Here is a 23301-nt window from a genome sequence, read left to right on the forward strand (position 1 = left end):
GTTGAATCTGTTTTTAATAGTTATTATGTTGTAATTATTCTATAGTATATCATATGTTTTTATGAGATGGTACGGTTTTGTTTCAAGTATAAACGGAAAACTTGTGTTTTCGCAATTCCTTTGGTATATATGAATATTGTTCATAAAAAGGTCGGAAAGGAAGACAACAAGTGAAGACAGAGAAATTTTTTACCCATCCGATTGGCGTATTTATTGCTGCAATAGTAGCAACTTTTTTATGGGGAAGCGCATTTCCTTTTATTAAGTTAAGTTATGCTGAACTTGGAATTCAACCACAAGAAGTTGGAGAACAAATATTATTTGCCGGTTATCGTTTCTTGTTATCTGGAGTCATGCTCTTATTATTCTTTAAAGTGTTAGGAAAAGATATGAGCTTCAAAAAAGGAACGGGGAAACAGTTAATACAAATTGGTTTATTCCAAACGTTTCTTCAATATATCTGTTTTTACATTGGAATGAGTTATAGTTCAGGAATTGAAGGAGCTATCATTTCAGGGACATCATCATTCTTTCAAATTTTACTCGCCCATTTTTTATATAAAGATGATGCTCTCAATATAAGAAAAATAATTGGGGTATCGATTGGTTTTTGTGGCGTCATTTTAGTAAATGTGCCGAGTGATGGTAGCTTATCATTTCATTTTGGAATCGGAAGCTTATTACTTCTTAGTGCAGCAATGCTGTATTCATATGGAAACATATTAGCAAAAGAAGGTAGTAAAACATTAGATGTTGGCTATATGACAGCATACCAAATGATGTTTGGTTCTATAGGATTATTATGTATAGGGGCTTTACAAGTTGGAGTCATGCCATTTACATTTAGTCTACATGCACTACTTATGCTGATTTATTTATCTTTCTTATCTGCAGCTGGTTTTTGCATTTGGAATACAATTATGAAGTACAACAAGGTTGGAAAAGTATCTATGTATATGTTCTTTATACCCGTATTTGGTGTGTTATTATCGAGCATGATTTTAGGTGAAGCAATTCATTCATTTGTGCTATTCGGTTTAGCATGTGTAGCCGCGGGAATTATTGTGGTAAATCGAACGCCAGCTAAGCAAAAAATGGAGCAAGAAAAACAAGTAGCATAGAGAGCAGAAAAGCGATTACAATGGAAGAACAGTACTGTTCTTCTTTTTTTCATAGAAAAAGGATAATAGACTAAGTGTAACGAAAAAAGATACAAAAAGCATTTATTGAGGAGAACATGTTATGAATCTACTTTACGTGGTGTTAATTGGGCAAATACTTCTTTTTTTAATTGGTGCAATTTATGCAATGCGGCAGACAAAAAGAACGAAAGATAATATGCCGTTACCTTTAGCAATCCGTCTTATTCTTAGTTTTTCTTTAACAGGTAGTGCAATTTGCATATGGTTACAAGATCCATCTGTAGAGTATAGTACGTGGGTTGCACTTGGTATGACTTTATCGACTGTGGGAGATTTGTTTATGGCTGGGCTGATTCCAATTGGTCACAGGTTAATTGGAGGGATGGTTACTTTCGCTCTTGCACATTGTTTTTATGTAAAAGCATTTTTGCAAACAGGAATCTCGTGGAATGGTTTTTGGATTGGCTTACTCGTATATGGGCTCTTTCTAATTGTAGGATGGTTCTTCTTTATCCGAAATGATAAACAGGATAAATTGTTTACGATAGGAGCTCTAATTTACGGATTGTGGGTTGGAGGAATGGCTTGCTTTGCATTCGCCTTATATTATGAAAATACAGGAATATGGTGGATACCAGCGTTTGGTGGTTTACTATTTGTGATTTCTGATTTTATTATTGGCGTGACAGATATCGGAGGACGTAAATTGAAGTATGAGCCACTTTGGATTTGGTTTACATATGTAGCTGCTCAAATGTGTATTGTATATGTGGGATTATAAAAAGATACTCTCAAAAATAGTGGATAGACTATTTTGAGAGTATCTTTTTTGCTTGTAAATTTGATCAGTATTTATATTTTGAAATTTCTAATATTCTAATTTTATAATTCGGAATTTTGTAGAAAATCATCAGTGGTATTATTTATAATAAAAGTAAAAGATGATGAGATGGTGAAATGATGCAAAAGAAAAAACGTTGGCGTGAATTCTTTGGAACTATTGCAATTGCATGTTTATTGGTGTTTTTGGCGAAAATTTTTGTGTTTTTTCCGACGACTGTAAAAGGAGCATCCATGAGGCCGACGTTGCAAGATGGAGATAAGGTGATTGTTAATAAGCTAGCAAAACAATTTGAAAGCTATGGGAGAGAAGATATTATTGTTATGAAAACAGATAATTTTTATGTCAAAAGAGTGATTGGATTACCTGGAGATATAATTGAGATGAGAAATGATCAATTATATGTAAATTCTGAAGTGAAAGATGAAGAGTATTTGGATAGTAATAAAAAACAAGCAGAAAAAAAACTTATGAATTTAACAGAGGACTTTGGACCGATTACAGTTCCTAAAAATAAGATTTTTGTTATGGGAGATAATCGCTTAATAAGTAAAGATAGTAGAAATGGTTTAGGTTTTATTGATAGAGAAGATGTGTTAGGTAAGTTAGCAGGCATTTATTATCCGTTTGAACATATGAAAATAATAAAGTAAAAAACCAAGCAAATTTTAGTTTGCTTGGTTTTTTTGTTAAACAGTAGGAGATTCGTTAGATACAAACATATCTTCATGTTTCTTTGTAGTACTTAAAACAAATTTATGTTGTAGCAATTGTAGTTTAAATAGCGCTAAAGGATCATGATATGTTTCTGGATTGCTTCTTAGCGTTGCTAATGTTTGCTCGTCTTCCTTTATCTCAAGTTGAGCTGCATCTACATTTTGTTTCAATATATTAAGTGGATCTTTGAAGAACATCATGATATCACGTTCTAATGCACCTTCAAATACTTCAAATTGAAGGAAGAATTGTTTTGAAATTGTGTGAGCAATTTCTGTATAGTCTTCTGTTTCAATATATTGTTTATATTTGTTGGCGAGCATAGATTGGTTTTTTTGCATATTACCAAATAATTTTCCGGCACTTTTTAAGAAAAACTGTGTCGGTGTAAAGCGTAATAAAATATTGATGTTCGTTACTGTAATTCGATTTGTCATTCGTACAACATCTCGATTCCAATCATCTAATAATTTGAAATCGCAAGGAAGTTTCATACGTTCTTCTTTATATAATTTATTAAACGTTTCACTCATTTCATCTAAATAAGCTTGAGCTTGAATAAATTCATTATGTGCTGTTTCAATCCATTCTTGAATAGACCCAGTAAATTTAGGAAGAAGTACCTGTTGTACATGCTTTTGAACTCGTTCATTCATTGCAGCATTTAATTCTTCATGAACTAATTTGAAATCACTATCTTCTTGAACAAGATCAGAGCAGCTCTGTAATAATTCAGGAATTTGAGAATGTATATCTCGTGTAATTTCTTCTTTCGTTAAAAGATAGGATTCGGTAATAGAACGAATTTTATCTTTTTCAAGAGCAGTAAGGTTATTAATAAATCCAGTAAGTTTCACTGAGATGTGTTTATTCCAGCGTACGGATTTTACTAATGTATTTTCTAATTCCACACGTTCATTTATGAGATAAGCAATTGTCTTTTGCGTAAACCATATTAGCTTTTCTATACGTTCTTTTTCTATATCGCGTTTTGCAAGATTAGAAAGAATAGATTCTGTTACATCTCCAAGTTGCTGGCTACTCTCTTGCGAAGGAGAGTATGGGAAGAATTGTGCATCTGGAAAATGTACTTTAAGTTTACTAATTAGTTTTTCATCAGTAGTCGTATTATTTGTGTGTGATACGAAGTGAATTTGTAAGTTTGGTACTTGTTCACGTAAATAAATTAACGTATCAATTTCTTGACTATGCAATGGTGAAGAAGAATTTAATACGTATACAAGGCTATCTGCTGCTTGTAAGTATTCAAAGTATGCATTGTTTTTATCCAATTGTCCTTGAATAGATGGTGTAATAAGAAATGTAAACTTATTTTTTCTTAAAAACCTACTTGGTAGCTTAATTTCTATACATTTTTTCTCAAGTTCTGACTGAGCAGATGTAGCCGTTATTTGATGGAATTCATCAAGGTTAGGGATATTTCTTATATCTAACTCGGTAAATTCTGTTATTTCAGTTTGACTAGCGTCTTTAAATAGAATAGGAGTTGTTAAAGTTTCAGTTAAGATGTTCTCTCCCAATATTGAATTAACAAATGATGTTTTATCATGGTCACTAGTTCCAGCTATTAGTATTGGTGTGACATTTAAATCACATAGTTCATGGACGAGTAGCGTAAATTGATGACTTAAATCTACATCATTTTTCTCAGCCCATACAGCGATTGTTTCGAATAAATGAGAAACTGTTTCCATATTTACATCTGCTTCAGCTGATGTATTAGAAAGTAAGGATCCAGCACTTTTTACGAGTAATGATTCTAAAGTTGTAGGTGAGACTTCATTCCATGCTAACACTGCTGCAGAGACAACTAGAGAATCTTTTGCTTTCGTTAAACTGAACCAATTTGTTAATAAATTTGGTACAAGTCCGTTTAATTCATGCATAAAATGATTTCCGGTAATTAATGCAAAGTATGTTTCTTGGTAGCGAGTAGAGATTTCATTCCAATCGTCATTATTGTCTGTTTCAATATGCAAGAATAAATGATTAATACTTTGAATCCAAGGAAGGTATAAGGATTCATGTTGATAGCTATTCCAAAGAGCAATAACAAGTTCTTTAAATTGAGCTTGATCAACAGCATATAGAGCTTTTAAAGACTCATAGAAATATTCAGGCTTAATATTTTTTGTAAATCCTTTGTTTATGTAATTTATTAACGTATCAAACCAGTGTAAAGATTGTGTTCGGATACCTTCTTGAACAGCTAGTTCGATAGCGTTGTTCCAATCTTCTTGTTTTTCATAGAAAGAACGTGCAATTGCAGTAATATTTGGGTAATCCGGTTGGAATGCAACAGCTTCACTAATCGTCTTAAAAGCGAGTCCTAAACGATCTTGTTCGATATAAAGAGAAAGAAGTTGTAAGGAAACCTCCATCGTAAGAGTCGTATCTTCCGTTTGAATAGATTGATAGATTTCTTCTGCCTTTGGTAAGAATCCTAGTTCAAAATAAGCATCTGCAATATTTTTTGTCGCCCAAAGTGCAAGAGCATTATTTACTTTTTCCCATTTAAATATAGCTGCTTCAAAATCTTTATTTTGATAATAAAATTCACCTTGAGCAAATCGAATATTAGAAATGTTGGAGAATTCATTTTTAGATTCATTTATATATGCTTCACCGAGTACTTCCGATGCAGGAGTAGAAGTTTCTTCTGTTAAAAATGTTTTATAGTAAACTTTTTGAATAAATTGATTTTCAATGGTCATGTTCGTTCCCCCCTGTATAATTTAGAAAAATGATGTTGTATGTAAAAGGGTGTATGTTCTTTTAATAGGTAGAAGTTGCATTATATAGACCAAACTATGTTTTTGCTAGATATATCATTTTTCTTGAGAGTTAAACCGTTGCGAAAAGTAACTTTCCTTTATTGTAACAAAAAAACACGCATATGAATTTTTATTTTTTATCGGGTTATTTGCGGGCAATAAGAATCTAATCTCAAAATTGGTGAATGTAAGTGAGTTATGTGGAGTCGGGATGTCTGTAAAAGCAAGATTAGCATAGGTTAATAATTAGTAGAGGATGAACAAAACTCCCACTGAGTAAAGTTTTTCTTTATCTCTGTTAAAGGAAAGAATAGAAGTAGAGTTCATTATAAAAACAATGTATAGTGAATATGTATACCATGTTTGCCTTAAAGATAGAAAGGGTACAATGTGGAATAACGACCGTGCATAGGATGTGTCTTCCGAATGGAACAACATATTGGCGAGTTAATCGCGCATTATGGCTATTTTGGAATTGTTATAGCTTTGGCTGGTGGGATTGTCGGATTACCGATACCAGACGAGTTTTTATTGACCTTTGTTGGTTATAATGTTTCAAAAGGAGTTATGTCAGGAACTGCTGCTTTTTTAAGTGGGCTGGCTGGTGCGATGTTAGGGATCACGTTAAGCTACATATTAGGTTTAAAACTTGGGCTCCCTGTTTTAAAGAAATATGGGCCGAAAATTAGAATTAAAGAACATCACATTGAAAAAACACATATTTTATTTGAAAAATATGGGCCATTTCTTTTAATGATTGGTTATTTTATACCGGGCGTACGTCATTTAACAGCATATTTTGCTGGGGTATCAAATTTGACACTTTGGCGTTTTTGTTTGTACGCTTACGGTGGTGCGCTCATTTGGATAAGTGTTTTTATTGGGCTTGGCTGGAAGTTAGGCGAGAAGTGGCGCTTCGTTGAGTATAGTTTACATCATTATGGAATATGGATTTTATTAATTTCAGCCGTTGTTACATGTGTTGTATGGTTGTACATAAAGAAAAAGAAAAACCGCTAATAGCGGTTTTTTTAGCTGAAAGCAATAAATAATACACCAGCTGTAATAAAGACTACACCAACACCGGTCATAAAGTTTAACTTTTCACCGAGGATAATCATAGCGAGAATGATAGAAAATACGACGCTTAATTTATCGACAGGAGCTACTTGTGAAACCTTTCCTGTTTTGAGGGCAAGAAAATAAAATAGCCATGACGAAGCACCTGCAACCCCACTTAATGTGATAAATAGCAGTGCTTTTTTATTTAGCAGTACGTCGCCGATATTTTGAAATTTACCTTGTATGATAATAACGCCTATCATAAATAATGCCATAATAATAGATCGAATTGTTGTTGCAACGTTTGCATCGATGCCGTCTAAACCAAACTTTCCAAAAATCGATACAAGGGCAGCAGCAATTGCTGATAATAGTGCAAATAAGAGCCACGAACTCATAGTAAAATTCCTCCAATCTTACAGTATTATACATGAAAATGATTCTCATGTATAAAGTTGAAGCAATTGAGCTTATAGGAAGCACGACTTCAACTTAACTTCTTGCTCCACCTGAATTTTAAGGTGGGAGTTTTACTGCCTGTAAATAGTGGGCTAAATAGCGAAATAATCCCCACCTTATATTTTTAATAAGGTGGGGATTATTATACTACTCTGCAATTTCCTCATATAAAAAGTACGTTACATTATAAATATGTTCTACTTCATCGTCTGTCATAAACAGTAATTCGTCACGCTCAATCCCTTTTTTCTTTTCAATAAACTCAATCATGTTTTTGCGTTCTTCTCTCTTCATCAATTTTATTTCTCCTCTCAATCTGTTTTAATACAGTTTATTTAAGTTAATGCTATTATATAACAGAATCTTTAGAAAGTTCCACCTATTTTATTGTTTTTTTCAAAAGAACTTTTCGACAAAACAAGCCCACCTAAGGGGGGCTTGTTTTATTTTATAGTCGTAAAAACTCAGGCTCCGTCGTACCGGCACCATCGATGTAATAAATTGTGTCGGGGTTGATTTTTATCAATACGTAATTAGGGTCTTCAGGGCCGAGTAACCAACGTTTTAAGCTATTATTCCAAAACTTGTTTTTTAATGTCGAGTCTTCCTCAATTGAAGCCAATCCTTCAACTTCAATATAATCTTCATCTAATTTTTTCCCTTCTCGTCCGAGTAGTACATGGACATTAGGATTTTGTTCAATATCTGTTATCTTTTTTGATTGTCGATCTGTTGCAACATACAGTACAAAATCTTCATGGAAAAACATCATAAAGGCGCTATGAGGTTTCTCATTTCGTACTGTAGATAATACACCAGTACGTTGACCTTGAATAATAGTTGCGATTTTTTCTTTTAAGTGCATAATTTTAACCCCTTTTCACAATTTATAATTCTGTCTGTTTAAACAAGATAATTTAAATATCTTTCATACTGTTTTCTTCAATCCGATTTTTTAAACGTAATTGTGATGAAATCGGACAAGTTAGGAGAAGAATAATAATAATATTGAGGAGAAATACATACGATGGAAGGATGAAAAACATGTTTAATAAAATATTTCTTATAGTAGCGCTTATAGGTGTACCACTATCTGTACTTGGAAAAACACTTCATTGGCCAGAAACAATTATGTTCGCTGTGTATTGTGTTACGATTATCGCATTAGCTGGTTTTATGGGTAGAGCAACAGAGAGTCTAGCAATTGTTTCTGGTCCTAGAATAGGCGGATTATTAAATGCTACTTTCGGTAATGCTGTTGAACTTATCATTTCAATTTTTGCACTTCAAGCAGGGTTAATTGAAGTGGTGTTAGCTTCTTTAACGGGATCTGTACTTGGAAATTTATTATTAGTAGGAGGGCTATCCTTCTTTGTTGGAGGTCTTAAATACAAAAGACAAAGTTTTAATGTATATGATGCAAGGCATAATTCAGCTTTATTAATATTTGCTGTTGTTGTGGCCTTTGTTATTCCAGAGATCTTTTCAATGAAGATGGACGCTGGCAAGACGTATCAATTAAGTATAGGTGTTTCTATTATTATGATTATCATGTACCTTGCTGCCTTACTATTTAAGTTAGTTACGCACCGTGGTGTATATCAACATAAAAGTGACGAAGTAGCGCATGAAGAAGAGCCAGAGTGGTCGAAAGGGAAGGCGCTACTTATTTTAGCGATAGCAACACTAGCGGTAGCTTATGTGTCAGAGGCACTCGTGCATACTTTTGAAACTGTTGCAAAGTCATTTGGCTGGTCAGAGTTATTTATAGGGGTTATTATCGTTGCAATTGTTGGGAATGCAGCGGAACATGCGTCTGCAATTATTATGGCTTATAAAAATAAAGTAAATATTGCAGTTGAAATTGCAATAGGCTCTACATTACAAATCGCCATGTTTGTTGCTCCTGTATTAGTGTTACTATCTATGTTCTTCGCGCAAAGGATGCCTTTAGTATTTACCATACCAGAACTTGTGTCTATGATTACAGCCGTTTTCTTAACGATTGCGATTTCCAATGATGGAGATACAAACTGGTTTGAAGGAGGCACTTTACTAGCGGCGTATGTCATTATGGGAATTGGTTTTTATTTATTATGAAAAATAGGCATAACAATTGCGCTCAGAGAAAACAATAAACGAAGTAGTATATATACCTACATAGGAAGGAGCCAGACAGGTGAAACGAGTATACAGCATATGTCTTTCAACTATGGTCTCGTTTATTTTATTATTTCCTAACATGAGTTTTGCAAAGACAACAGTAGGAACAAAAATGCCTTCATCTGTTTTAAATATTTCAAAAGACAATACATTTCCAAATGATGCGCAAGATTTGCCACGTTTACAACCAAGTAAATTTGCTCAAGAGCTATTGAAAACGGCTAATATTAAAATTGAAAATCCAGACTTAATTCGGATGTTTAATGAAACGACAATTTCAAATGCGCCACTTGCAGTAGGGTATCGGGCAAAAATTTATTTAGGTCAATGGGCCTTACATTATGAATCAGTAGACACATCGATTAATTGGGAATATAAACAAGTGAATCGAAATGTGTATGATAATCGCGGAGGAGACCGTTTATATCCACTTCGCTATAAGCAAGAAACACAAAAGACGGTTGAAGGCGATTTAACAGCAGATATGAAAGATGCTGCAGATGTGAAAAAAATGATGCTTCTCAAAGCACTTGAAAAAGTACAATTACCTCTTTCGTTTAAGACAACTATTGGTTATGGTACTGGACATGAGCGTGTGTATAATATTAGTCCGAGTCAACTTGGATATTTATACGCTTATACACCAGCAGTAAATGAAAAGGGAAAAGTAACATTTGGAGAAGTGTATCTTGTATTAAAGGGAAATCAAAAAAGACTTGTTGTGAAAAATATTACTTCTCAAGGAATTGGAGCGGCAATTCCAATTCATGATCATTTGTTTTTTAAATTTATTTCTTCTTCTCACTCGCAATAACATAAAAAACGTCAGCTTATAAGCTGACGTTTTTTATAATGTAATGTTTGCTGTTTTTGATAAGAAATCTTCTGTCGGATAGTAGCTGTTTTTTACAAGAACATTTGGTCCAAGACATTTTACTGCAGGACAGTGGCAGCTTAATGATTTTGCTGTTTTTGAAGTGCTCCATTTTTCATACGCTTCTTGTAATGTGTTTGTTTGTATGTTTCCTAGAAGTGGAACATCACCAAAGTCCGTCACAATAATATTTCCATCGAAAATATTTACATTTAAACGAGAACGGCCATCTGGATCATTACGAACAGTTACATTTTTGCTCTCTTGCAATTTTTTAAATGTAGCTATGTCTTTTTCGTCATCGCTACAAGCATAGAAAGGTAAAGTTCCAAATAGCATCCATACATTTTCATCGCGAATTTCTAGTAAATGTTCAATCGCATCACGAATTTCAGCTTTTGTTAAAATCTCTAGATTACTCGCGAAGTCACTTGGATACATTGGATGAACTTCATGACGTTTACAGCCCATCTCTTCGACGATTTGGCGGTGAATATGTTCAATATGTGGTAGAGTTCTTTTGTTTAGCATTGTTTCGGCCGATACAAGTACACCTGCATCTGATAGAGCCTTACTATTTGTAATCATTCTTTCAAATAATTTTGCACGTTGTTCGTAAGTAGGCTTACGCTCCATCATTGCAAATCCGCCTTCAACGAAGTCATCAATTGTTCCCCAGTTATGAGATATATGCAATACGTCTAAATAAGGAATAATCTGTTCGTAACGTGCTAAATCTATAGTTAAGTTAGAGTTGATTTGAGTGCGAACGCCTCGTTCATGGGCATATTTTAAGAGTGGTGTTACATAGTTGTCGACGGATTTTTTTGAAAGCATAGGTTCGCCGCCAGTAATACTTAAAGAACGTAAATGAGGAATCTCATCTAATCGTTTTAATAAAAGATCCATCGGAAGCGGATTTGGGTCTTTCGGCTGTAACGTGTAACCAACAGCGCAATGCTCACAGCGCATGTTGCATAACGTCGTCGTTGTAAATTCAACATTTGTTAATAGTAGTTTGCCGTACTCTTCAAGGTCCATATACGCTTCCCATGGATCGTAAGAAGGAGTAATCGGCTTCATTTTTTGTGATATCGTCATATGAAATACTCCTTTGACTATTGAAATAACAATTTGTCCATTCTCTATAATAGAAGAATATGTGCTTTTTATAAAGTGAAACTTTTTAGCATGGAAAGAGAGAGGGCTTACATTATAGTGGATGACTGTGACAAAATTGATGAAATTTCATGCCCATAGCAATCGTTTTTGCGGTATAATAAAAGCAACTCGAATTAAAAGGAGAGTGCCTTCATGGGAAAAGCAATTCAAGATAAAGATACACAATTAGTATATTTAAAAGAACGTTTAAATATGTTCATTGAAGTAATTGATACAATTGAACCTGAAGAAGTAGAATTAGAAGATGTAGATCGTCTTCTTGCAATGTTAGATGAATTAGAATTAAAATGTGAGCAATTTAAAAAAGACGAATAATATATTAAAAAGGCTACCAATTCCAATTTGGTAGCCTTTTTCTGTTCGGGTAATAGAAGGACGATAGAAAAAGAGGTATAATCAAGTTGTGAAAAATTTCATTTATGCTCTAATAGCGTGAAACAAATAAATAGCTAAAGAGCATAACAATTGAATTTTCAGCTCATAACGTTTTGGTAGCGTTCACAATTGAGGGGGAAGTAACAATGGAAAAGCTTCAAGAAAGCATGTATCAACTAATTGTTGAAACGTCAACGAACTTACCGAAAGATGTTCGTCGTGCGATTCAACAAGCGAAAGAGCGAGAAAATGCAGGGACTCGTTCTGCGATGGCACTTGGCACAATTACAAATAATATTAAAATGGCTGATGATAACATCTCGCCGATTTGCCAAGATACAGGGATGCCAACGTTTAAAATTTATACACCAGTTGGTGTGAATCAATTAAAGTTGAAGGAAGCTATCTATAATGCGCTTGAGCGGGCGACAAAAGATGGTAAACTTCGTCCCAATTCTGTTGATTCTCTTTTTGGAGATAATAGTGGAAATAATTTAGGACCAGGTACACCGGTGATTAAGTTTGAACAATGGGAAAAAGATTATATTGATGCACGTTTAATCCTAAAAGGTGGTGGCTGTGAGAATAAAAATATTCAATATAGCTTACCGTGTGAACTAGAAGGACTTGGACGAGCTGGCCGTGATTTAGAAGGGATTCGTAAATGCCTTCTTCATGCAGTATATCAAGCACAAGGGCAAGGATGTAGCGCTGGTGTAATTGGTGTTGGTATCGGGGGAGACCGCACATCAGGTTATGAATTAGCAAAAAATCAATTATTTCGTACATTAGATGATATCAATCCAGTACCAGAGTTACAACATCTTGAAGAGTACGTATTAGAAAATGCGAATAAGCTTGGCATTGGTACGATGGGATTTGGCGGAGAAACAACTTTACTTGGTTGTAAAATTGGCGTCTATAATCGTTTGCCAGCTAGTTTCTATGTATCTGTTGCGTATAATTGCTGGGCATATCGTCGCCTTGGTGTGAAAATCCATCCTGAAACAGGAGACATTATGGATTGGCTATATCAAGAAGGTGAAGATACACTTCAGCATGAAGTACAAGAAAAAACAGAGCAACGTGAGATTGTATTACAAGCACCAATTACAGAAGAGCAAATTCGTGAACTTCGCGTTGGTGATGTTGTAACAATTAATGGCATGATGTATACAGGTCGTGACGCAATCCATAAGCATTTAATGGATAATGATTGTCCAGTAGATTTAAATGGACAAATTATTTACCACTGTGGTCCAGTTGTTGTGAAAGATGAAAATGACAATTGGCAAATTAAAGCGGCAGGTCCAACGACAAGTATTCGTGAAGAACCGTACCAAGGCGATATTATGAAGAAATTCGGTATTCGCGCTGTCATTGGAAAAGGCGGTATGGGTGCGAAAACATTAGCGGCTTTAGAAGAACACGGCGGTGTATATTTAAACGCAATCGGTGGTGCAGCGCAATATTATGCTGAATGTATTAAAGAAGTGAAAGATGTTGATTTCTTACAATTTGGTATTCCAGAAGCAATGTGGCATTTACGTATCGACGGGTTTAAAGCAGTTGTAACGATGGACTCTCATGGTAATAGCTTACATGCAGATGTTGATAAAACATCACTTGAAAAATTAGCTAGCTTTAAAGAGCCAGTATTTAAGTAAATAAAAAATGCATCTCGAATGATTCGAGATGCATTTTTTTGGTATATATAGAAAAACATGTTCAGCATGAAAGAATGTGTAGCAACAGAAACTACAAGTACGATTATATATGGAAAGGAGACTATTTATGAAATATAAATGGTTATATATCGGTCTCATTTTTTCAATTATGATGGCACTTGTTCCAGTTTCAGCACTGGCTTATACAAATACTCCACATAACTGGGGAATCCCACGTCCTAAAAATGAAACAGTACCAGATGCAGGAAAGTTATATACAGATTTACTACAAAAAAATGGCGGGTTTTATTTAGGAGATACGAAGAAAAAAGATATTTATTTAACATTTGATAATGGATATGAGAATGGATACACAGGGAAAATATTAGATGTATTAAAAGAGAAAAAAGTACCAGCAACTTTCTTTGTAACGGGGCATTACATTAAAACACAAAAAGATTTATTGTTAAGAATGAAGAATGAAGGACACATTATTGGAAACCATTCTTGGAGTCATCCTGATTTTACAGCGGTAAATGATGAGAAACTTCGTGAAGAATTAACGAGTGTAACGGAAGAAATTAAAAAAGTAACTGGGCAAAAAGAAGTGAAATATGTACGTCCTCCGCGCGGTGTATTTAGTGAAAGAACGTTAGCTCTTACGAAAGAAATGGGCTATTATAATGTATTTTGGTCACTTGCATTTTTGGATTGGAAAGTGGATCAGCAAAGAGGATGGCAATATGCGCATAATAATGTTATGACGATGATTCATCCAGGATCTATTTTATTACTTCATGCAATATCAAAAGATAATGCAGAAGCACTTGCAAAAATCATTGATGATTTGCGCGAGAAAGGGTATCATTTTAAAAGTCTAGATGACTTAGTAAAAAGCAATCAACCGTAAGCATGTATGCTTACGGTTTTCTCATGCTATAATGATGTGTAAAAAGGATGGGGAAACGTATGTGGAGCGAACATGTTACGTTAGAGTATCCGTATCATTTTGAAGAAGTATTAAAACGTTTATCTTTTGACCCTCTTAACGTCATTCAATTAGATGAGAAAGTTATTTATATCCCGCTTTGTATAGACGAGGAACAGGTTGTTGTTCGCTTACAAGGGATTGGTACTGTTCAAAATCCACAGTTTTGGATTTCTAGTCAGACAGGAGATCCAGAGAAAGTCATGAAACGAATGAGGGCCATTTTTCATTGGAATGAATCGTTTCAAGATATACAAAATCATTTTTTAAACACATCATTACGTCCACTATTTGAAACATATGCTTATACTCCAATTATTTTAGAATTTGATTATTTTGCTTGTCTGCTTCGCTGTATCATTCACCAACAAATAAATTTGAAATTTGCTACTGTGTTAACAGAAAAATTTGTGAAACGGTATGGAACAGAGAAGAACGGTGTATTCTTTTTCCCCACTCCGGAAATAGTAGCAAATATTTCAATAGAAGAATTGAGAGAGCAGAAGTTTAGTCAGCGAAAGGCTGAATATATAGTAGGATTAGGTCGAAGTATTGCCAGCGGTACATTAAATTTAGCGAGTATAGAAAATGGGACGGAAGAAGACATTTCAGCACAATTGTTGCCAATTAGGGGAATTGGTGCATGGACAGTGCAAAACTTTTTAATGTTTGGGCTTGGACGGAAAAATATGTTCCCGAAAGCGGACATTGGGATTCAGCGTGCAGTGCAAGGTATATTTCAATTAGATGATAAACCTGATGATGCATTTTTAGAAAAAGTGAAACAAGAGTGTGAACCATACTGCAGTTATGCAGCGTTATATTTATGGAAAAGTATAGAGTAGAGGTGTAATAATGATACAAAAGCAACATGAGAGTAAGTTGGAAGTTGGTCAAACGTTTCCTGTGACAATTAAACGTCTTGGGATTAACGGAGAAGGCGTTGGTTATTTTAAGAGACAAGTTGTTTTCATTCCAGGGGCATTACCAGGAGAAGAAGTTGTTGCAGAAACAACGAAAATTCAGCGTGGCTTCGCTGAAGCGAAAGTGAAAAAAGTTCGTAAAGCTTCACCGCATCGTGTGAAAGCACCGTGTCCAGTATATGAGGAGTGTGGCGGTTGTCAGTTGCAACATTTAGATTATAAAGAACAATTGAATCAAAAGCGTGATATCGTTGTACAAGCATTTGAGAAGTACATGAAAAATAGTATGGAAGAGAAAATTCGCCCAACGCTTGGCATGGAAAATCCATGGCATTATCGTAATAAGAGTCAATTACAAGTGGGGCGTAAAGACGAAAAGGTTATTACAGGGCTATATAAACAAAACTCACATCAGTTAATTGATATCGCTCACTGTATGATTCAACATAAAGCAACGAATGAAGCGACAAAAGTTGTAAGACGTATTTTAGAAAAATTAAATGTTTCTATTTACAATGAGAAAAAACAAAAAGGTTTAGTACGCACAATTGTAACACGTACTGCAGTTCAAACAGGGGAAGTACAAGTTACACTTATTACAACAAAAGAAGAATTACCAAATAAAGAACAATTTATTGCAGAAGTACAAAAACAGATGCCAGCGGTTAAATCAATTATGCAAAATGTAAACTGGCGTAAAACATCTGTTATTTTTGGCGACAAAACATTTAAATTAGCTGGAAAAGAAGTCATTCAAGAAACACTTGGCGATTTATCATTTGAATTATCAGCACGTGCATTCTTCCAGTTGAATCCAGAGCAAACAGTTGTTTTGTATAATGAAGCGAAAAAAGCAGCTGCGTTAACAGGAAACGAGAAGATTGTGGATGCGTACTGTGGTGTTGGTACAATCGGTCTTTGGCTTGCAAATGATGCAGCGGAAGTACGTGGTATGGATGTAATTCCAGAAGCAATTGCAGATGCAAGAAAAAATGCAAAGCGTCACGGATTTACAAATACGAAATATGAAGCAGGTAAAGCTGAACAATGGTTACCGAAATGGGTAAAAGAAGGATGGCGTCCAGATGTAATTGTTGTCGACCCACCACGTACAGGTTGCGATGATAAATTACTGGAAACAATTTTAAAAGTGAAGCCGAAACAAGTTGTGTACGTGTCTTGTAATCCTTCTTCATTAGCACGTGATGTACAAGCATTAATGAAGAACTATGAAGTGGAGTATGTGCAACCAGTTGATATGTTCCCGCATACAGCTCACGTAGAAAATGTAGTGAAGCTTGTTAGAAAGTAAAGTTTATTAATATTCCCTCATGGTATGAGGGAATATTTTCTATGAAGGAGAATATTATGCATAATTATAAATTAACGATTCAGTACGACGGCGCACGTTTTAAAGGATGGCAACGTCTCGGTAATAACGATAATACAATTCAAGGAAAAATCGAAAGTGTCATATCTGAAATGGTCGGAAAAGAAATTGAAATTATCGGTTGTAGTAGAACAGACGCTGGTGTACATGCTTTGAATCAAGTTGCTAACTTTCAAAGTGATGAGAAGTTAGTGGAACATAAAGTGAAAAAATATTTAAATCAATATTTACCTAACGATATTAGCATTACGAATGTGGAAGAAGTACATGATCGCTTCCATGCTCGTTACAATTCTAAAGCAAAAACATATCTGTATAAAATTTGGAATGAAGAGCATACAAATCCATTTATGCGTAAATACAGCATGCATGTGAATAAAAAATTAAATGTGAAAAGCATGAAAGCAGCTGCAAAACATTTAGTTGGTTCACATGACTTTACTGCTTTTTCAAATGCGAAATCAAAGAAAAAATCTATGGTTCGAGAAGTATATACACTTGATGTGAGGGAAGAGGCAGGGTTTGTACAAATTAGAGTAAGTGGTAACGGCTTCCTTCATAATATGGTAAGAAAAATTGTCGGGGCATTAATTGAAGTTGGATTAGGACAATTAGATGCTGAAGCAATTCCAAACATTTTAGAGGAAAAGCAGCGCAATCAAATTAATTGTCTTGCTGAGGCAAGTGGGTTGTATTTAGAGAATGTTGAGTTTTAATGGCAAATAAAAAAATCGGGCTAAGTAGCTCGATTTTTTTAGTATTAAGAAGATTTTTCGTTTTTTATACGTAGCTTTAAATTCCAAAAAGCAGCAAGCATAATAGCTGCAAAGGAGCCAAAAATTGTTCCTAATAGCTTTGCATAAGGAGAGCTGCTTACATCGGCATTAATGAATAACATCATACAGAGCATGGCAGGGAAAAAGTATAAGTATTGTAATAACTTTAATTTTTTATCATTACTCATATATATAGCCCCTTTCTAGCATGTTATATGTTTATTGTAACATATTTTACCAAGTCATTTTTTCACTTGGAGACATGTTTATTTCATATGTGTAAATGCAGTTTTTTAATTCGATATTGTAAGTTTTGCCTACTTAATCCTAAAAATTTTGCAGCTTGTGAGATGTTGCCATGATTCTCTTTAAGAATTTGGTTAATGTAGTTCTTTTCCATTTTTTCTATTGTGTGTTTTAAAGTTTTAGGTGCATCAGTATTGTGATTAGTTAGTGCATGTTGCATATTGAATTCTGTTTTTATTCGTTCGCGAAAGCGAGTAGGAAGATGAAACGCTGTAATGATGGTTTCATCTTCTATCAAGTTCATGGAACCTTCAATTATATGTTCCAACTCCCGTACGTTTCCAGGCCAATCGTATGCATAGAAAAATTCTCTTACATTTACATCTACATCGGTTACGTTGAGCCCGAATTGAGTATTATATTTTTCAATAAAGTGCTGAACAAGAGCTGGAATATCTTCTTTTCTTTCACGTAAAGGCGGAAGACATAAAGTAACGACGCTTAATCGGTAATATAAGTCTTCTCTTAATCGATTATGTGCGATGGCTTCAAAGGGATCTTCATTGATAGTTGCTATAATGCGAACATCAATTTCTTTTTCGTGTGTACCTCCGATTCTTCGTATTGTCTTTTCTTGTATAGCTCGCAGTAACTTCGCTTGAAGTGCTGGACTTAATGAGTTGATCTCATCTAATAACAAAGTTCCTCCGTTTGCTTCTTCAAATAAACCAGCTTTATCAATCGCTCCTGTAAATGCACCTCGGTTCGTACCAAATAATAAACTTTCCATTAACGTATCAGGTATAGCGGCACAGTTTTGTGAAATAAAGGGTTTTGTTGAACGCTGACTTTCATTATGGATGCTTTGTGCAAATAGTTCTTTACCAGTGCCTGTTTCTCCTACTAGAAGTATGGAGGAAGATGTACGAATTACTCTTTTTCCTTCTGTAATGATTGATTGAATGGCTTCAGAATCACCAATTATGTGATCAAAGGTAAATTTAGTGCTTTGTTTTCGAGAAGGACCTATTTTTATCGTTTGCTTTAAGTTACTAATTTCTTTTGATATTTCAATAGCGCCTTTAATTTTTCCATTTTCTATTATAGGGAAAGTATCGTTAATCGTTGTAATTTCTTGTCCTTTATTGTTAAAATACGTTTGTTTTATATTTTTCTTTGTTTTTCCAAATTTTAATGCCTCTATAAGAGTACTATTTTTATTTTCCTCAAATGCGAATACTTCTAAAGGACTTTTATATAGCACATCTGAGCGCTCCATTGATTCAATTTCCATCATTTTGCGGTTATAGATAATCGTCTTACTTTCCTCATTAATAATATGAATTCCGATGTCGAGTTCATTGAGTAAAGTTTCATATAGCATATTCATTTCAATGATCTGTTTTAAATTAATTTCTTCTGTACGCATAGATTATCTTCTCCTCATTCCACCCTATGAAGACTGACTTTTTATAATTTTATTAAAATTCTTATAAAATCGCAAAAATTTTTTGCTATTTTCCTTTTAAAATCTCTGAAATGATAGAAAAATTTTGCGGTTATGAAGTTTTTTTTTTGAGAAACCTTCATTTTAAATAGGAATTGGAGATTGGTACGCATTTTGCATAAATAATAATTGATATATCTAAAGGAGGGATATGCAACGTTTCAGTACCAACTAATAAGAAGGAGGAGTGTATAAAGTGAAGACGGTTATAGAATGCGTGTATAGTCCTTGTTACGGGAAAGTAGAGAAGTTATTTGTTACGGAAAGTTCTTACGTATATGAGTGGGAGAAATTAGCATTAATTGAAACAATAGATAAACAGAAAGTAGAAATTAAGATAGGGATCAGTGGTTATATTGAATCATTAGAAGTAGTAGAAGGACAAGCTATTGCTGATCAAAAGTTATTAATAACAGTAAGGGATGACCTTTTAGTAACAGGCAGTGATTAATGTAAGTGACGTGTATTTTTGCTCTTTTAAATCATTATTTTTACGGTGAATAATTTTAAAAACGCTTACATTAAATGGGTTTACAAAGTGAAAAGGGGGGATTTATATGATGAATCAAAATCAAGGATTAAAAAGAGAATTGAAAAGCAGACACATATTTATGATTGCACTTGGAGGCGTTATTGGTACCGGTCTTTTTTTAGGATCTGGGTATACAATTCATGAAGCTGGGCCTGGAGGAGCGATTGTAGCATATCTTGTTGGAGGATTTGTTATGTATTTAACGATGCTCTGTCTTGGAGAGTTAGCTGTTGCAATGCCTGACGCAGGATCTTATCAAACGTATGCGACAAAGCATATTTCTCCTGCAGCAGGTTATGTAGTTGGATGGATGTCATGGTTAAACTGGTCAGCTACGATAGGGATTGAACTAATTGCAGTTAGTATTTTAATGAAACGATGGTTTCCTGATGTACCTTCATGGATTTGGTGCGTAGTGTTTGCGGTACTCCTCTTTGCTATTAATGCGTTATCTTCAAGAAGTTTTGCGGAAGTTGAATTTTGGTTTGCAAGTATTAAAGTAATTACGATTATTGCATTTATTATTTTAGGCGGGGCAGCAATGTTTGGTTTTCTAGATATGAAAGGAAATGAACCAGCGCCGATGTTCTCTAGTTTTACTGATTATGGTGGATTGTTCCCCAATGGATTATCAGCCATTTTAATTACGATGATTGCAGTTAATTTTTCTTTCCAAGGAACAGAATTAGTTGGTATTGCAGCAGGTGAGAGTGAAAATCCAGAGAAAACAATCCCGAAGGCAATTAACAATACAGTTTGGCGTATACTTGTTTTCTTTGTACTATCTATTTTTATTCTTGCTGGACTATTCCCTTGGCAACAAGCGGGAGTAATTGAAAGTCCATTTGTAGTTGTATTTGATAAAATTGGTATTCCTTATGCAGCAGATATTATAAATTTTGTTATCATTACAGCAGTGCTATCCGTTGCGAATTCAGGGTTATATGCAACTTCTCGTATGCTATGGTCTATGTCTAATCAAGGAATGATTAGTCCGATTTTTGGTAAGTTATCTAAAAACGGTGTTCCTATTTATGCATTGATTGTAAGTACAATTGTAGGTTGCCTTTCATTACTATCAGGTATTTATGCGGAAGATACAGTTTATTTATGGCTACTTTCTATTGCCGGGTTCGGGGCGATATTAGTTTGGGCATCTATTGCTCTATCTAACTTATTAGCTAGAAGGTCATACATAAAGCAGGGCGGGGATGTGAAAGAATTGAAATTTAAAACACCATTGTATCCATTTGTACCACTTCTTGCGTTAGTATTAAATTTAACAGTAATCGTTGGAATGGCCTTTATTCCAGAACAAAGAATGGCATTGTATTGTGGTATTCCATTTATGATTGTTTGTTTACTGTTTTACCGTGCGACAAGAAATAAGGCACGTAAAGTAGAACATATTGAAAAGACAAATACGACGGAAGTAGAGAGCTTATAATATGAATTAATTTGGAGACTGTAAGATTTGTAAACAGTCTCTTTTTTTGTGAAAATAAAGCTGGAAACATACTATGTATGCAAAGGGGAATTAGCGATGAATCCAGAAGTTTCGCAGTTGTTAAAACAAATAGATTCAAGGAAAGAGGAATTGTTAGAACTTACAAAAACATTAATTCGTTTTGAAACACCAGCACCACCAGCGAGAAATACAAATGAAGCGCAAGAATTTGTTGCAGATTTTTTAAGAAAACGAAATTTTAGTATTGATAAATGGGATGTATATCCGAATGATCCGAACGTTGTCGGAGTTAAAAAAGGAATAAAAAGTGACTCATATAAAAGTCTTATTATTAATGGTCATATGGATGTAGCTGAAGTGTCAGCAGATGAGGCGTGGGAAACGAATCCATTTGACCCATTTATAAAAGATGGCTGGTTAGTTGGACGTGGCGCAGCAGATATGAAAGGTGGGCTGGCTGGAGCGCTATTTGCCATTCAACTTTTACAAGAAGCTGGTATTGAATTACCTGGAGATTTAATCTTTCAATCAGTAATAGGAGAAGAAGTTGGAGAGGCAGGTACACTTCAATGCTGTAGGCGAGGTTACGATGCTGATTTTGCAGTAGTAGTGGATACGAGCGATTTACATATGCAAGGACAAGGCGGTGTCATTACTGGATGGATTACAGTGAAAAGTCCGCAAACGTTTCATGATGCAACGCGCAGACAAATGATCCATGCTGGAGGATGTTTATTTGGAGCGAGTGCGATTGAAAAAATGATGAAAATTGTGCAAAGCTTACAAGAATTAGAGCGCCACTGGGCAGTTATGAAAACATATGAAGGCTATCCATCTGGAACAACAACAATTAATCCAGCTGTTATTGAGGGTGGAAGACATGCAGCTTTTATTGCGGATGAGTGCCGGTTATGGATAACAGTGCACTTTTATCCGAATGAAACACATGAACAAATAATAAAAGAAATTGAAGAGTATATTGGAAAGGTGGCAGCTGCCGATCCATGGTTAAGTGAAAATCCGCCACAATTTAAGTGGGGCGGAGAATCAATGATTGTGGATCGTGGCGAAATTTTCCCTTCTTTAGAAATAGATAGTGAACATACAGCTGTAAAAACGCTTAGCTCAGTACATGAATCAATTCTTTCTAAAAATGCAATTTTAGATATGTCTGCAACGGTAACGGATGGTGGTTGGTTTAGTGAATTTCATATTCCAGCGATTATATATGGACCAGGTACATTAGAAGAAGCACATTCTGTAAATGAGAAAGTTGAAGTTGAACAGTTAATTGAATTTACAAAAGTGATAACAGCATTTATATATGAATGGTGCCACACGAAAAAATAGATTTGTACAGTAAAATCGTACGAGTATGTATGCTTGTACGATTTTTTATTGAACTATTTCAGTGTTGAATATAAACAACTGAAATAGTTCTTTATTTTTCTATGTCTTTCGTTTCATTTCAATTAATTTCTCTTTCGCTAATTCAACGGCAATCGCATCATCTAAATAGCCAATTGGAAAGAGATAGTCGGGAATAATATCTGTCGATAATATGAAATAAAGTAATGCGCTCCCAAGAACTGCACGTTCTTCTTTTGAAATGGTTTCATTACAAAATTGTTGATACATATCTGTTAATTGTTCAATAAAAGGACCAGCACTATCAATTTGCTCTAATTTGCTTGCAAAACTGTCATGAATACGTTTTTCGCCTTCTGTTGTCTGGGCATAGCGTTCGTAATTTTCGAGTTCTTGTTTTACGCGAGTTGTAGTGTAATCGAAATCGAATAAGTTAGAGGATTGCAGAGTTTGCTGAATGGTATCAAGAGATGTGTACATATCCGTCTTTTCTTTATTAATGTGAGGAGAATCAGGATACATTTCATCAAATAACAATTGGGGTGGAACTTGCAGACATTCTGCGAATTTTTGTAGGTGTTTTTGTTTTGGCGGTTGTTTACCATTCATAATTCTTGAGATTGTTGCGGGATCAATATTTGTAAGCATTCCGAGTTGGCGCATAGATAAGGCACGTTCTTTTAAAAGTTTTTTTATTAATCTACTAAGCCGCTCATTTGGATTTTCTTTAGGCATAGCGAAGGCACTCCTTTTTATTGTTGAAAAAATGTTGAGCATTTATTACATGTATATGAAACAGACAGGCACAGTTGCTCAACATTTTCAT

The 23301-nt window shown here is 34.6% G+C and carries 23 protein-coding genes; 15 read left to right on the forward strand and 8 right to left on the reverse strand.

Annotated features, from left to right (window positions below; all coding sequences use genetic code 11):
* The first annotated feature begins 170 nt into the window (after positions 1–170).
* The 3 genes from ACS2QP_RS22965 (at position 171) to lepB (ending at position 2636) form a co-directional block, all read left to right on the forward strand.
* Complete coding sequence (locus tag ACS2QP_RS22965; protein ID WP_000845695.1) at positions 171–1121, forward strand: DMT family transporter; 951 nt, start codon at positions 171–173, stop codon at positions 1119–1121.
* A gap of 121 nt (positions 1122–1242) precedes the next feature.
* Positions 1243–1923, forward strand: a complete 681-nt coding sequence (locus tag ACS2QP_RS22970; RefSeq protein WP_063535582.1) for a lysoplasmalogenase — start codon at positions 1243–1245, stop codon at positions 1921–1923.
* Between the two features lie 176 nt (positions 1924–2099).
* On the forward strand, positions 2100–2636 hold the full coding sequence (gene lepB / locus ACS2QP_RS22975; RefSeq protein ID WP_153581551.1) for a signal peptidase I: 537 nt from the start codon (positions 2100–2102) through the stop codon (positions 2634–2636).
* A 36-nt stretch (positions 2637–2672) separates the two neighbouring features.
* Here the strand turns inward: lepB and ACS2QP_RS22980 are convergent, their stop codons facing one another.
* Positions 2673–5435, reverse strand: a complete 2763-nt coding sequence (locus ACS2QP_RS22980) for a tetratricopeptide repeat protein (protein ID WP_224201491.1) — start codon at positions 5433–5435, stop codon at positions 2673–2675.
* 486 nt (positions 5436–5921) lie between these two features.
* Here ACS2QP_RS22980 and ACS2QP_RS22985 point away from each other — a divergent pair, with 486 nt between their 5' ends.
* The gene (locus ACS2QP_RS22985; RefSeq protein WP_103622108.1) at positions 5922–6515 is read left to right on the forward strand and encodes a DedA family protein; all 594 of its coding nucleotides are present in this window, start codon (positions 5922–5924) and stop codon (positions 6513–6515) included.
* Positions 6516–6526: 11 nt separating this feature from the next.
* Here the strand turns inward: ACS2QP_RS22985 and ACS2QP_RS22990 are convergent, their stop codons facing one another.
* The 3 genes from ACS2QP_RS22990 to ACS2QP_RS23000 all read right to left on the reverse strand — a co-directional run bounded on the left by ACS2QP_RS22990 (position 6527) and on the right by ACS2QP_RS23000 (position 7881).
* Entirely contained in the window at positions 6527–6955 is a 429-nt protein-coding gene (locus tag ACS2QP_RS22990) for an EamA family transporter (RefSeq protein WP_000100296.1), read from the reverse strand.
* A 208-nt stretch (positions 6956–7163) separates the two neighbouring features.
* Positions 7164–7310 (reverse strand): BH0509 family protein, encoded by a 147-nt coding sequence (locus ACS2QP_RS22995; RefSeq protein ID WP_000817786.1) that lies wholly within the window; start codon positions 7308–7310, stop codon positions 7164–7166.
* Positions 7311–7464: 154 nt separating this feature from the next.
* On the reverse strand, positions 7465–7881 hold the full coding sequence (locus ACS2QP_RS23000; protein ID WP_000550220.1) for a pyridoxamine 5'-phosphate oxidase family protein: 417 nt from the start codon (positions 7879–7881) through the stop codon (positions 7465–7467).
* A gap of 179 nt (positions 7882–8060) precedes the next feature.
* Between ACS2QP_RS23000 and cax the strand changes: the two genes are divergently transcribed.
* Both cax and ACS2QP_RS23010 read left to right on the forward strand, forming a co-directional pair.
* Positions 8061–9116: a calcium/proton exchanger gene (gene cax / locus ACS2QP_RS23005; RefSeq protein ID WP_000482137.1), complete on the forward strand. Its 1056-nt coding sequence runs from the start codon at positions 8061–8063 to the stop codon at positions 9114–9116.
* Positions 9117–9195: 79 nt separating this feature from the next.
* On the forward strand, positions 9196–9993 hold the full coding sequence (locus ACS2QP_RS23010; RefSeq protein ID WP_002083605.1) for a YfkD famly protein: 798 nt from the start codon (positions 9196–9198) through the stop codon (positions 9991–9993).
* Positions 9994–10026: 33 nt separating this feature from the next.
* On the opposite strand, the gene yfkAB is transcribed toward ACS2QP_RS23010, so the two are convergent.
* Positions 10027–11154, reverse strand: a complete 1128-nt coding sequence (gene yfkAB, locus ACS2QP_RS23015) for a radical SAM/CxCxxxxC motif protein YfkAB (protein ID WP_000156016.1) — start codon at positions 11152–11154, stop codon at positions 10027–10029.
* A 213-nt stretch (positions 11155–11367) separates the two neighbouring features.
* Here yfkAB and ACS2QP_RS23020 point away from each other — a divergent pair, with 213 nt between their 5' ends.
* The 6 genes from ACS2QP_RS23020 to truA all read left to right on the forward strand — a co-directional run bounded on the left by ACS2QP_RS23020 (position 11368) and on the right by truA (position 17294).
* Positions 11368–11550, forward strand: coding sequence for an SE1561 family protein (locus ACS2QP_RS23020; protein ID WP_000513558.1), 183 nt, complete (start codon positions 11368–11370; stop codon positions 11548–11550).
* A 206-nt stretch (positions 11551–11756) separates the two neighbouring features.
* Positions 11757–13277 (forward strand): class I fumarate hydratase, encoded by a 1521-nt coding sequence (gene fumA, locus ACS2QP_RS23025; protein WP_153581552.1) that lies wholly within the window; start codon positions 11757–11759, stop codon positions 13275–13277.
* A 127-nt stretch (positions 13278–13404) separates the two neighbouring features.
* Positions 13405–14187, forward strand: a complete 783-nt coding sequence (gene pdaA / locus ACS2QP_RS23030) for a delta-lactam-biosynthetic de-N-acetylase (protein WP_000875959.1) — start codon at positions 13405–13407, stop codon at positions 14185–14187.
* 59 nt (positions 14188–14246) lie between these two features.
* Entirely contained in the window at positions 14247–15110 is an 864-nt protein-coding gene (locus tag ACS2QP_RS23035; RefSeq protein ID WP_438882894.1) for a DNA-3-methyladenine glycosylase family protein, read from the forward strand.
* 10 nt (positions 15111–15120) lie between these two features.
* A complete protein-coding gene (rlmD, locus tag ACS2QP_RS23040; RefSeq protein WP_153581554.1) occupies positions 15121–16500 on the forward strand; it encodes a 23S rRNA (uracil(1939)-C(5))-methyltransferase RlmD in 1380 nt (459 codons plus the stop codon).
* A gap of 56 nt (positions 16501–16556) precedes the next feature.
* On the forward strand, positions 16557–17294 hold the full coding sequence (gene truA, locus ACS2QP_RS23045; RefSeq protein WP_153581555.1) for a tRNA pseudouridine(38-40) synthase TruA: 738 nt from the start codon (positions 16557–16559) through the stop codon (positions 17292–17294).
* A gap of 44 nt (positions 17295–17338) precedes the next feature.
* On the opposite strand, the gene ACS2QP_RS23050 is transcribed toward truA, so the two are convergent.
* Together ACS2QP_RS23050 and ACS2QP_RS23055 are read right to left on the reverse strand one after the other, a co-directional pair.
* Positions 17339–17542, reverse strand: a complete 204-nt coding sequence (locus ACS2QP_RS23050; RefSeq protein ID WP_000063861.1) for a hypothetical protein — start codon at positions 17540–17542, stop codon at positions 17339–17341.
* Positions 17543–17625: 83 nt separating this feature from the next.
* Positions 17626–19029: a sigma-54 interaction domain-containing protein gene (locus ACS2QP_RS23055; protein ID WP_438882895.1), complete on the reverse strand. Its 1404-nt coding sequence runs from the start codon at positions 19027–19029 to the stop codon at positions 17626–17628.
* A gap of 274 nt (positions 19030–19303) precedes the next feature.
* Between ACS2QP_RS23055 and ACS2QP_RS23060 the strand changes: the two genes are divergently transcribed.
* The 3 genes from ACS2QP_RS23060 (at position 19304) to ACS2QP_RS23070 (ending at position 22457) form a co-directional block, all read left to right on the forward strand.
* On the forward strand, positions 19304–19558 hold the full coding sequence (locus ACS2QP_RS23060) for a biotin/lipoyl-containing protein (protein ID WP_000859480.1): 255 nt from the start codon (positions 19304–19306) through the stop codon (positions 19556–19558).
* 106 nt (positions 19559–19664) lie between these two features.
* Positions 19665–21086 carry an amino acid permease gene (locus ACS2QP_RS23065; RefSeq protein WP_000981865.1) on the forward strand — a complete coding sequence of 474 codons (1422 nt, stop codon included), beginning with the start codon at positions 19665–19667 and terminating at the stop codon, positions 21084–21086.
* Positions 21087–21182: 96 nt separating this feature from the next.
* Positions 21183–22457: an acetylornithine deacetylase gene (locus ACS2QP_RS23070; RefSeq protein ID WP_048538464.1), complete on the forward strand. Its 1275-nt coding sequence runs from the start codon at positions 21183–21185 to the stop codon at positions 22455–22457.
* Positions 22458–22556: 99 nt separating this feature from the next.
* On the opposite strand, the gene ACS2QP_RS23075 is transcribed toward ACS2QP_RS23070, so the two are convergent.
* Positions 22557–23210: a helix-turn-helix domain-containing protein gene (locus ACS2QP_RS23075; protein ID WP_025687072.1), complete on the reverse strand. Its 654-nt coding sequence runs from the start codon at positions 23208–23210 to the stop codon at positions 22557–22559.
* Positions 23211–23301: the final 91 nt, after the last annotated feature.

The sequence above is a fragment of the Bacillus cereus group sp. Bce019 genome (assembly GCF_051781745.1).
Taxonomy (GTDB): Bacteria; Bacillota; Bacilli; order Bacillales; family Bacillaceae_G; genus Bacillus_A; species Bacillus_A cereus.

Coding starts and splice junctions, on each gene's coding strand:
- ACS2QP_RS23035 (WP_438882894.1), top strand. CDS start 14,247: ATGTGGAGCGAACATGTTACGTTAGAGTATCCGTATCATTTTGAAGAA.
- ACS2QP_RS22980 (WP_224201491.1), bottom strand. CDS start 5,435: ATGACCATTGAAAATCAATTTATTCAAAAAGTTTACTATAAAACATTT.
- yfkAB (WP_000156016.1), bottom strand. CDS start 11,154: ATGACGATATCACAAAAAATGAAGCCGATTACTCCTTCTTACGATCCA.
- ACS2QP_RS22995 (WP_000817786.1), bottom strand. CDS start 7,310: ATGAAGAGAGAAGAACGCAAAAACATGATTGAGTTTATTGAAAAGAAA.
- ACS2QP_RS23065 (WP_000981865.1), top strand. CDS start 19,665: ATGATGAATCAAAATCAAGGATTAAAAAGAGAATTGAAAAGCAGACAC.
- ACS2QP_RS23075 (WP_025687072.1), bottom strand. CDS start 23,210: ATGCCTAAAGAAAATCCAAATGAGCGGCTTAGTAGATTAATAAAAAAA.
- ACS2QP_RS22985 (WP_103622108.1), top strand. CDS start 5,922: ATGGAACAACATATTGGCGAGTTAATCGCGCATTATGGCTATTTTGGA.
- ACS2QP_RS23020 (WP_000513558.1), top strand. CDS start 11,368: ATGGGAAAAGCAATTCAAGATAAAGATACACAATTAGTATATTTAAAA.
- ACS2QP_RS22990 (WP_000100296.1), bottom strand. CDS start 6,955: ATGAGTTCGTGGCTCTTATTTGCACTATTATCAGCAATTGCTGCTGCC.
- ACS2QP_RS23050 (WP_000063861.1), bottom strand. CDS start 17,542: ATGAGTAATGATAAAAAATTAAAGTTATTACAATACTTATACTTTTTC.
- ACS2QP_RS22970 (WP_063535582.1), top strand. CDS start 1,243: ATGAATCTACTTTACGTGGTGTTAATTGGGCAAATACTTCTTTTTTTA.
- fumA (WP_153581552.1), top strand. CDS start 11,757: ATGGAAAAGCTTCAAGAAAGCATGTATCAACTAATTGTTGAAACGTCA.
- truA (WP_153581555.1), top strand. CDS start 16,557: ATGCATAATTATAAATTAACGATTCAGTACGACGGCGCACGTTTTAAA.
- lepB (WP_153581551.1), top strand. CDS start 2,100: ATGATGCAAAAGAAAAAACGTTGGCGTGAATTCTTTGGAACTATTGCA.
- ACS2QP_RS23055 (WP_438882895.1), bottom strand. CDS start 19,029: ATGCGTACAGAAGAAATTAATTTAAAACAGATCATTGAAATGAATATG.
- rlmD (WP_153581554.1), top strand. CDS start 15,121: ATGATACAAAAGCAACATGAGAGTAAGTTGGAAGTTGGTCAAACGTTT.
- ACS2QP_RS23000 (WP_000550220.1), bottom strand. CDS start 7,881: ATGCACTTAAAAGAAAAAATCGCAACTATTATTCAAGGTCAACGTACT.
- pdaA (WP_000875959.1), top strand. CDS start 13,405: ATGAAATATAAATGGTTATATATCGGTCTCATTTTTTCAATTATGATG.
- ACS2QP_RS23070 (WP_048538464.1), top strand. CDS start 21,183: ATGAATCCAGAAGTTTCGCAGTTGTTAAAACAAATAGATTCAAGGAAA.
- cax (WP_000482137.1), top strand. CDS start 8,061: ATGTTTAATAAAATATTTCTTATAGTAGCGCTTATAGGTGTACCACTA.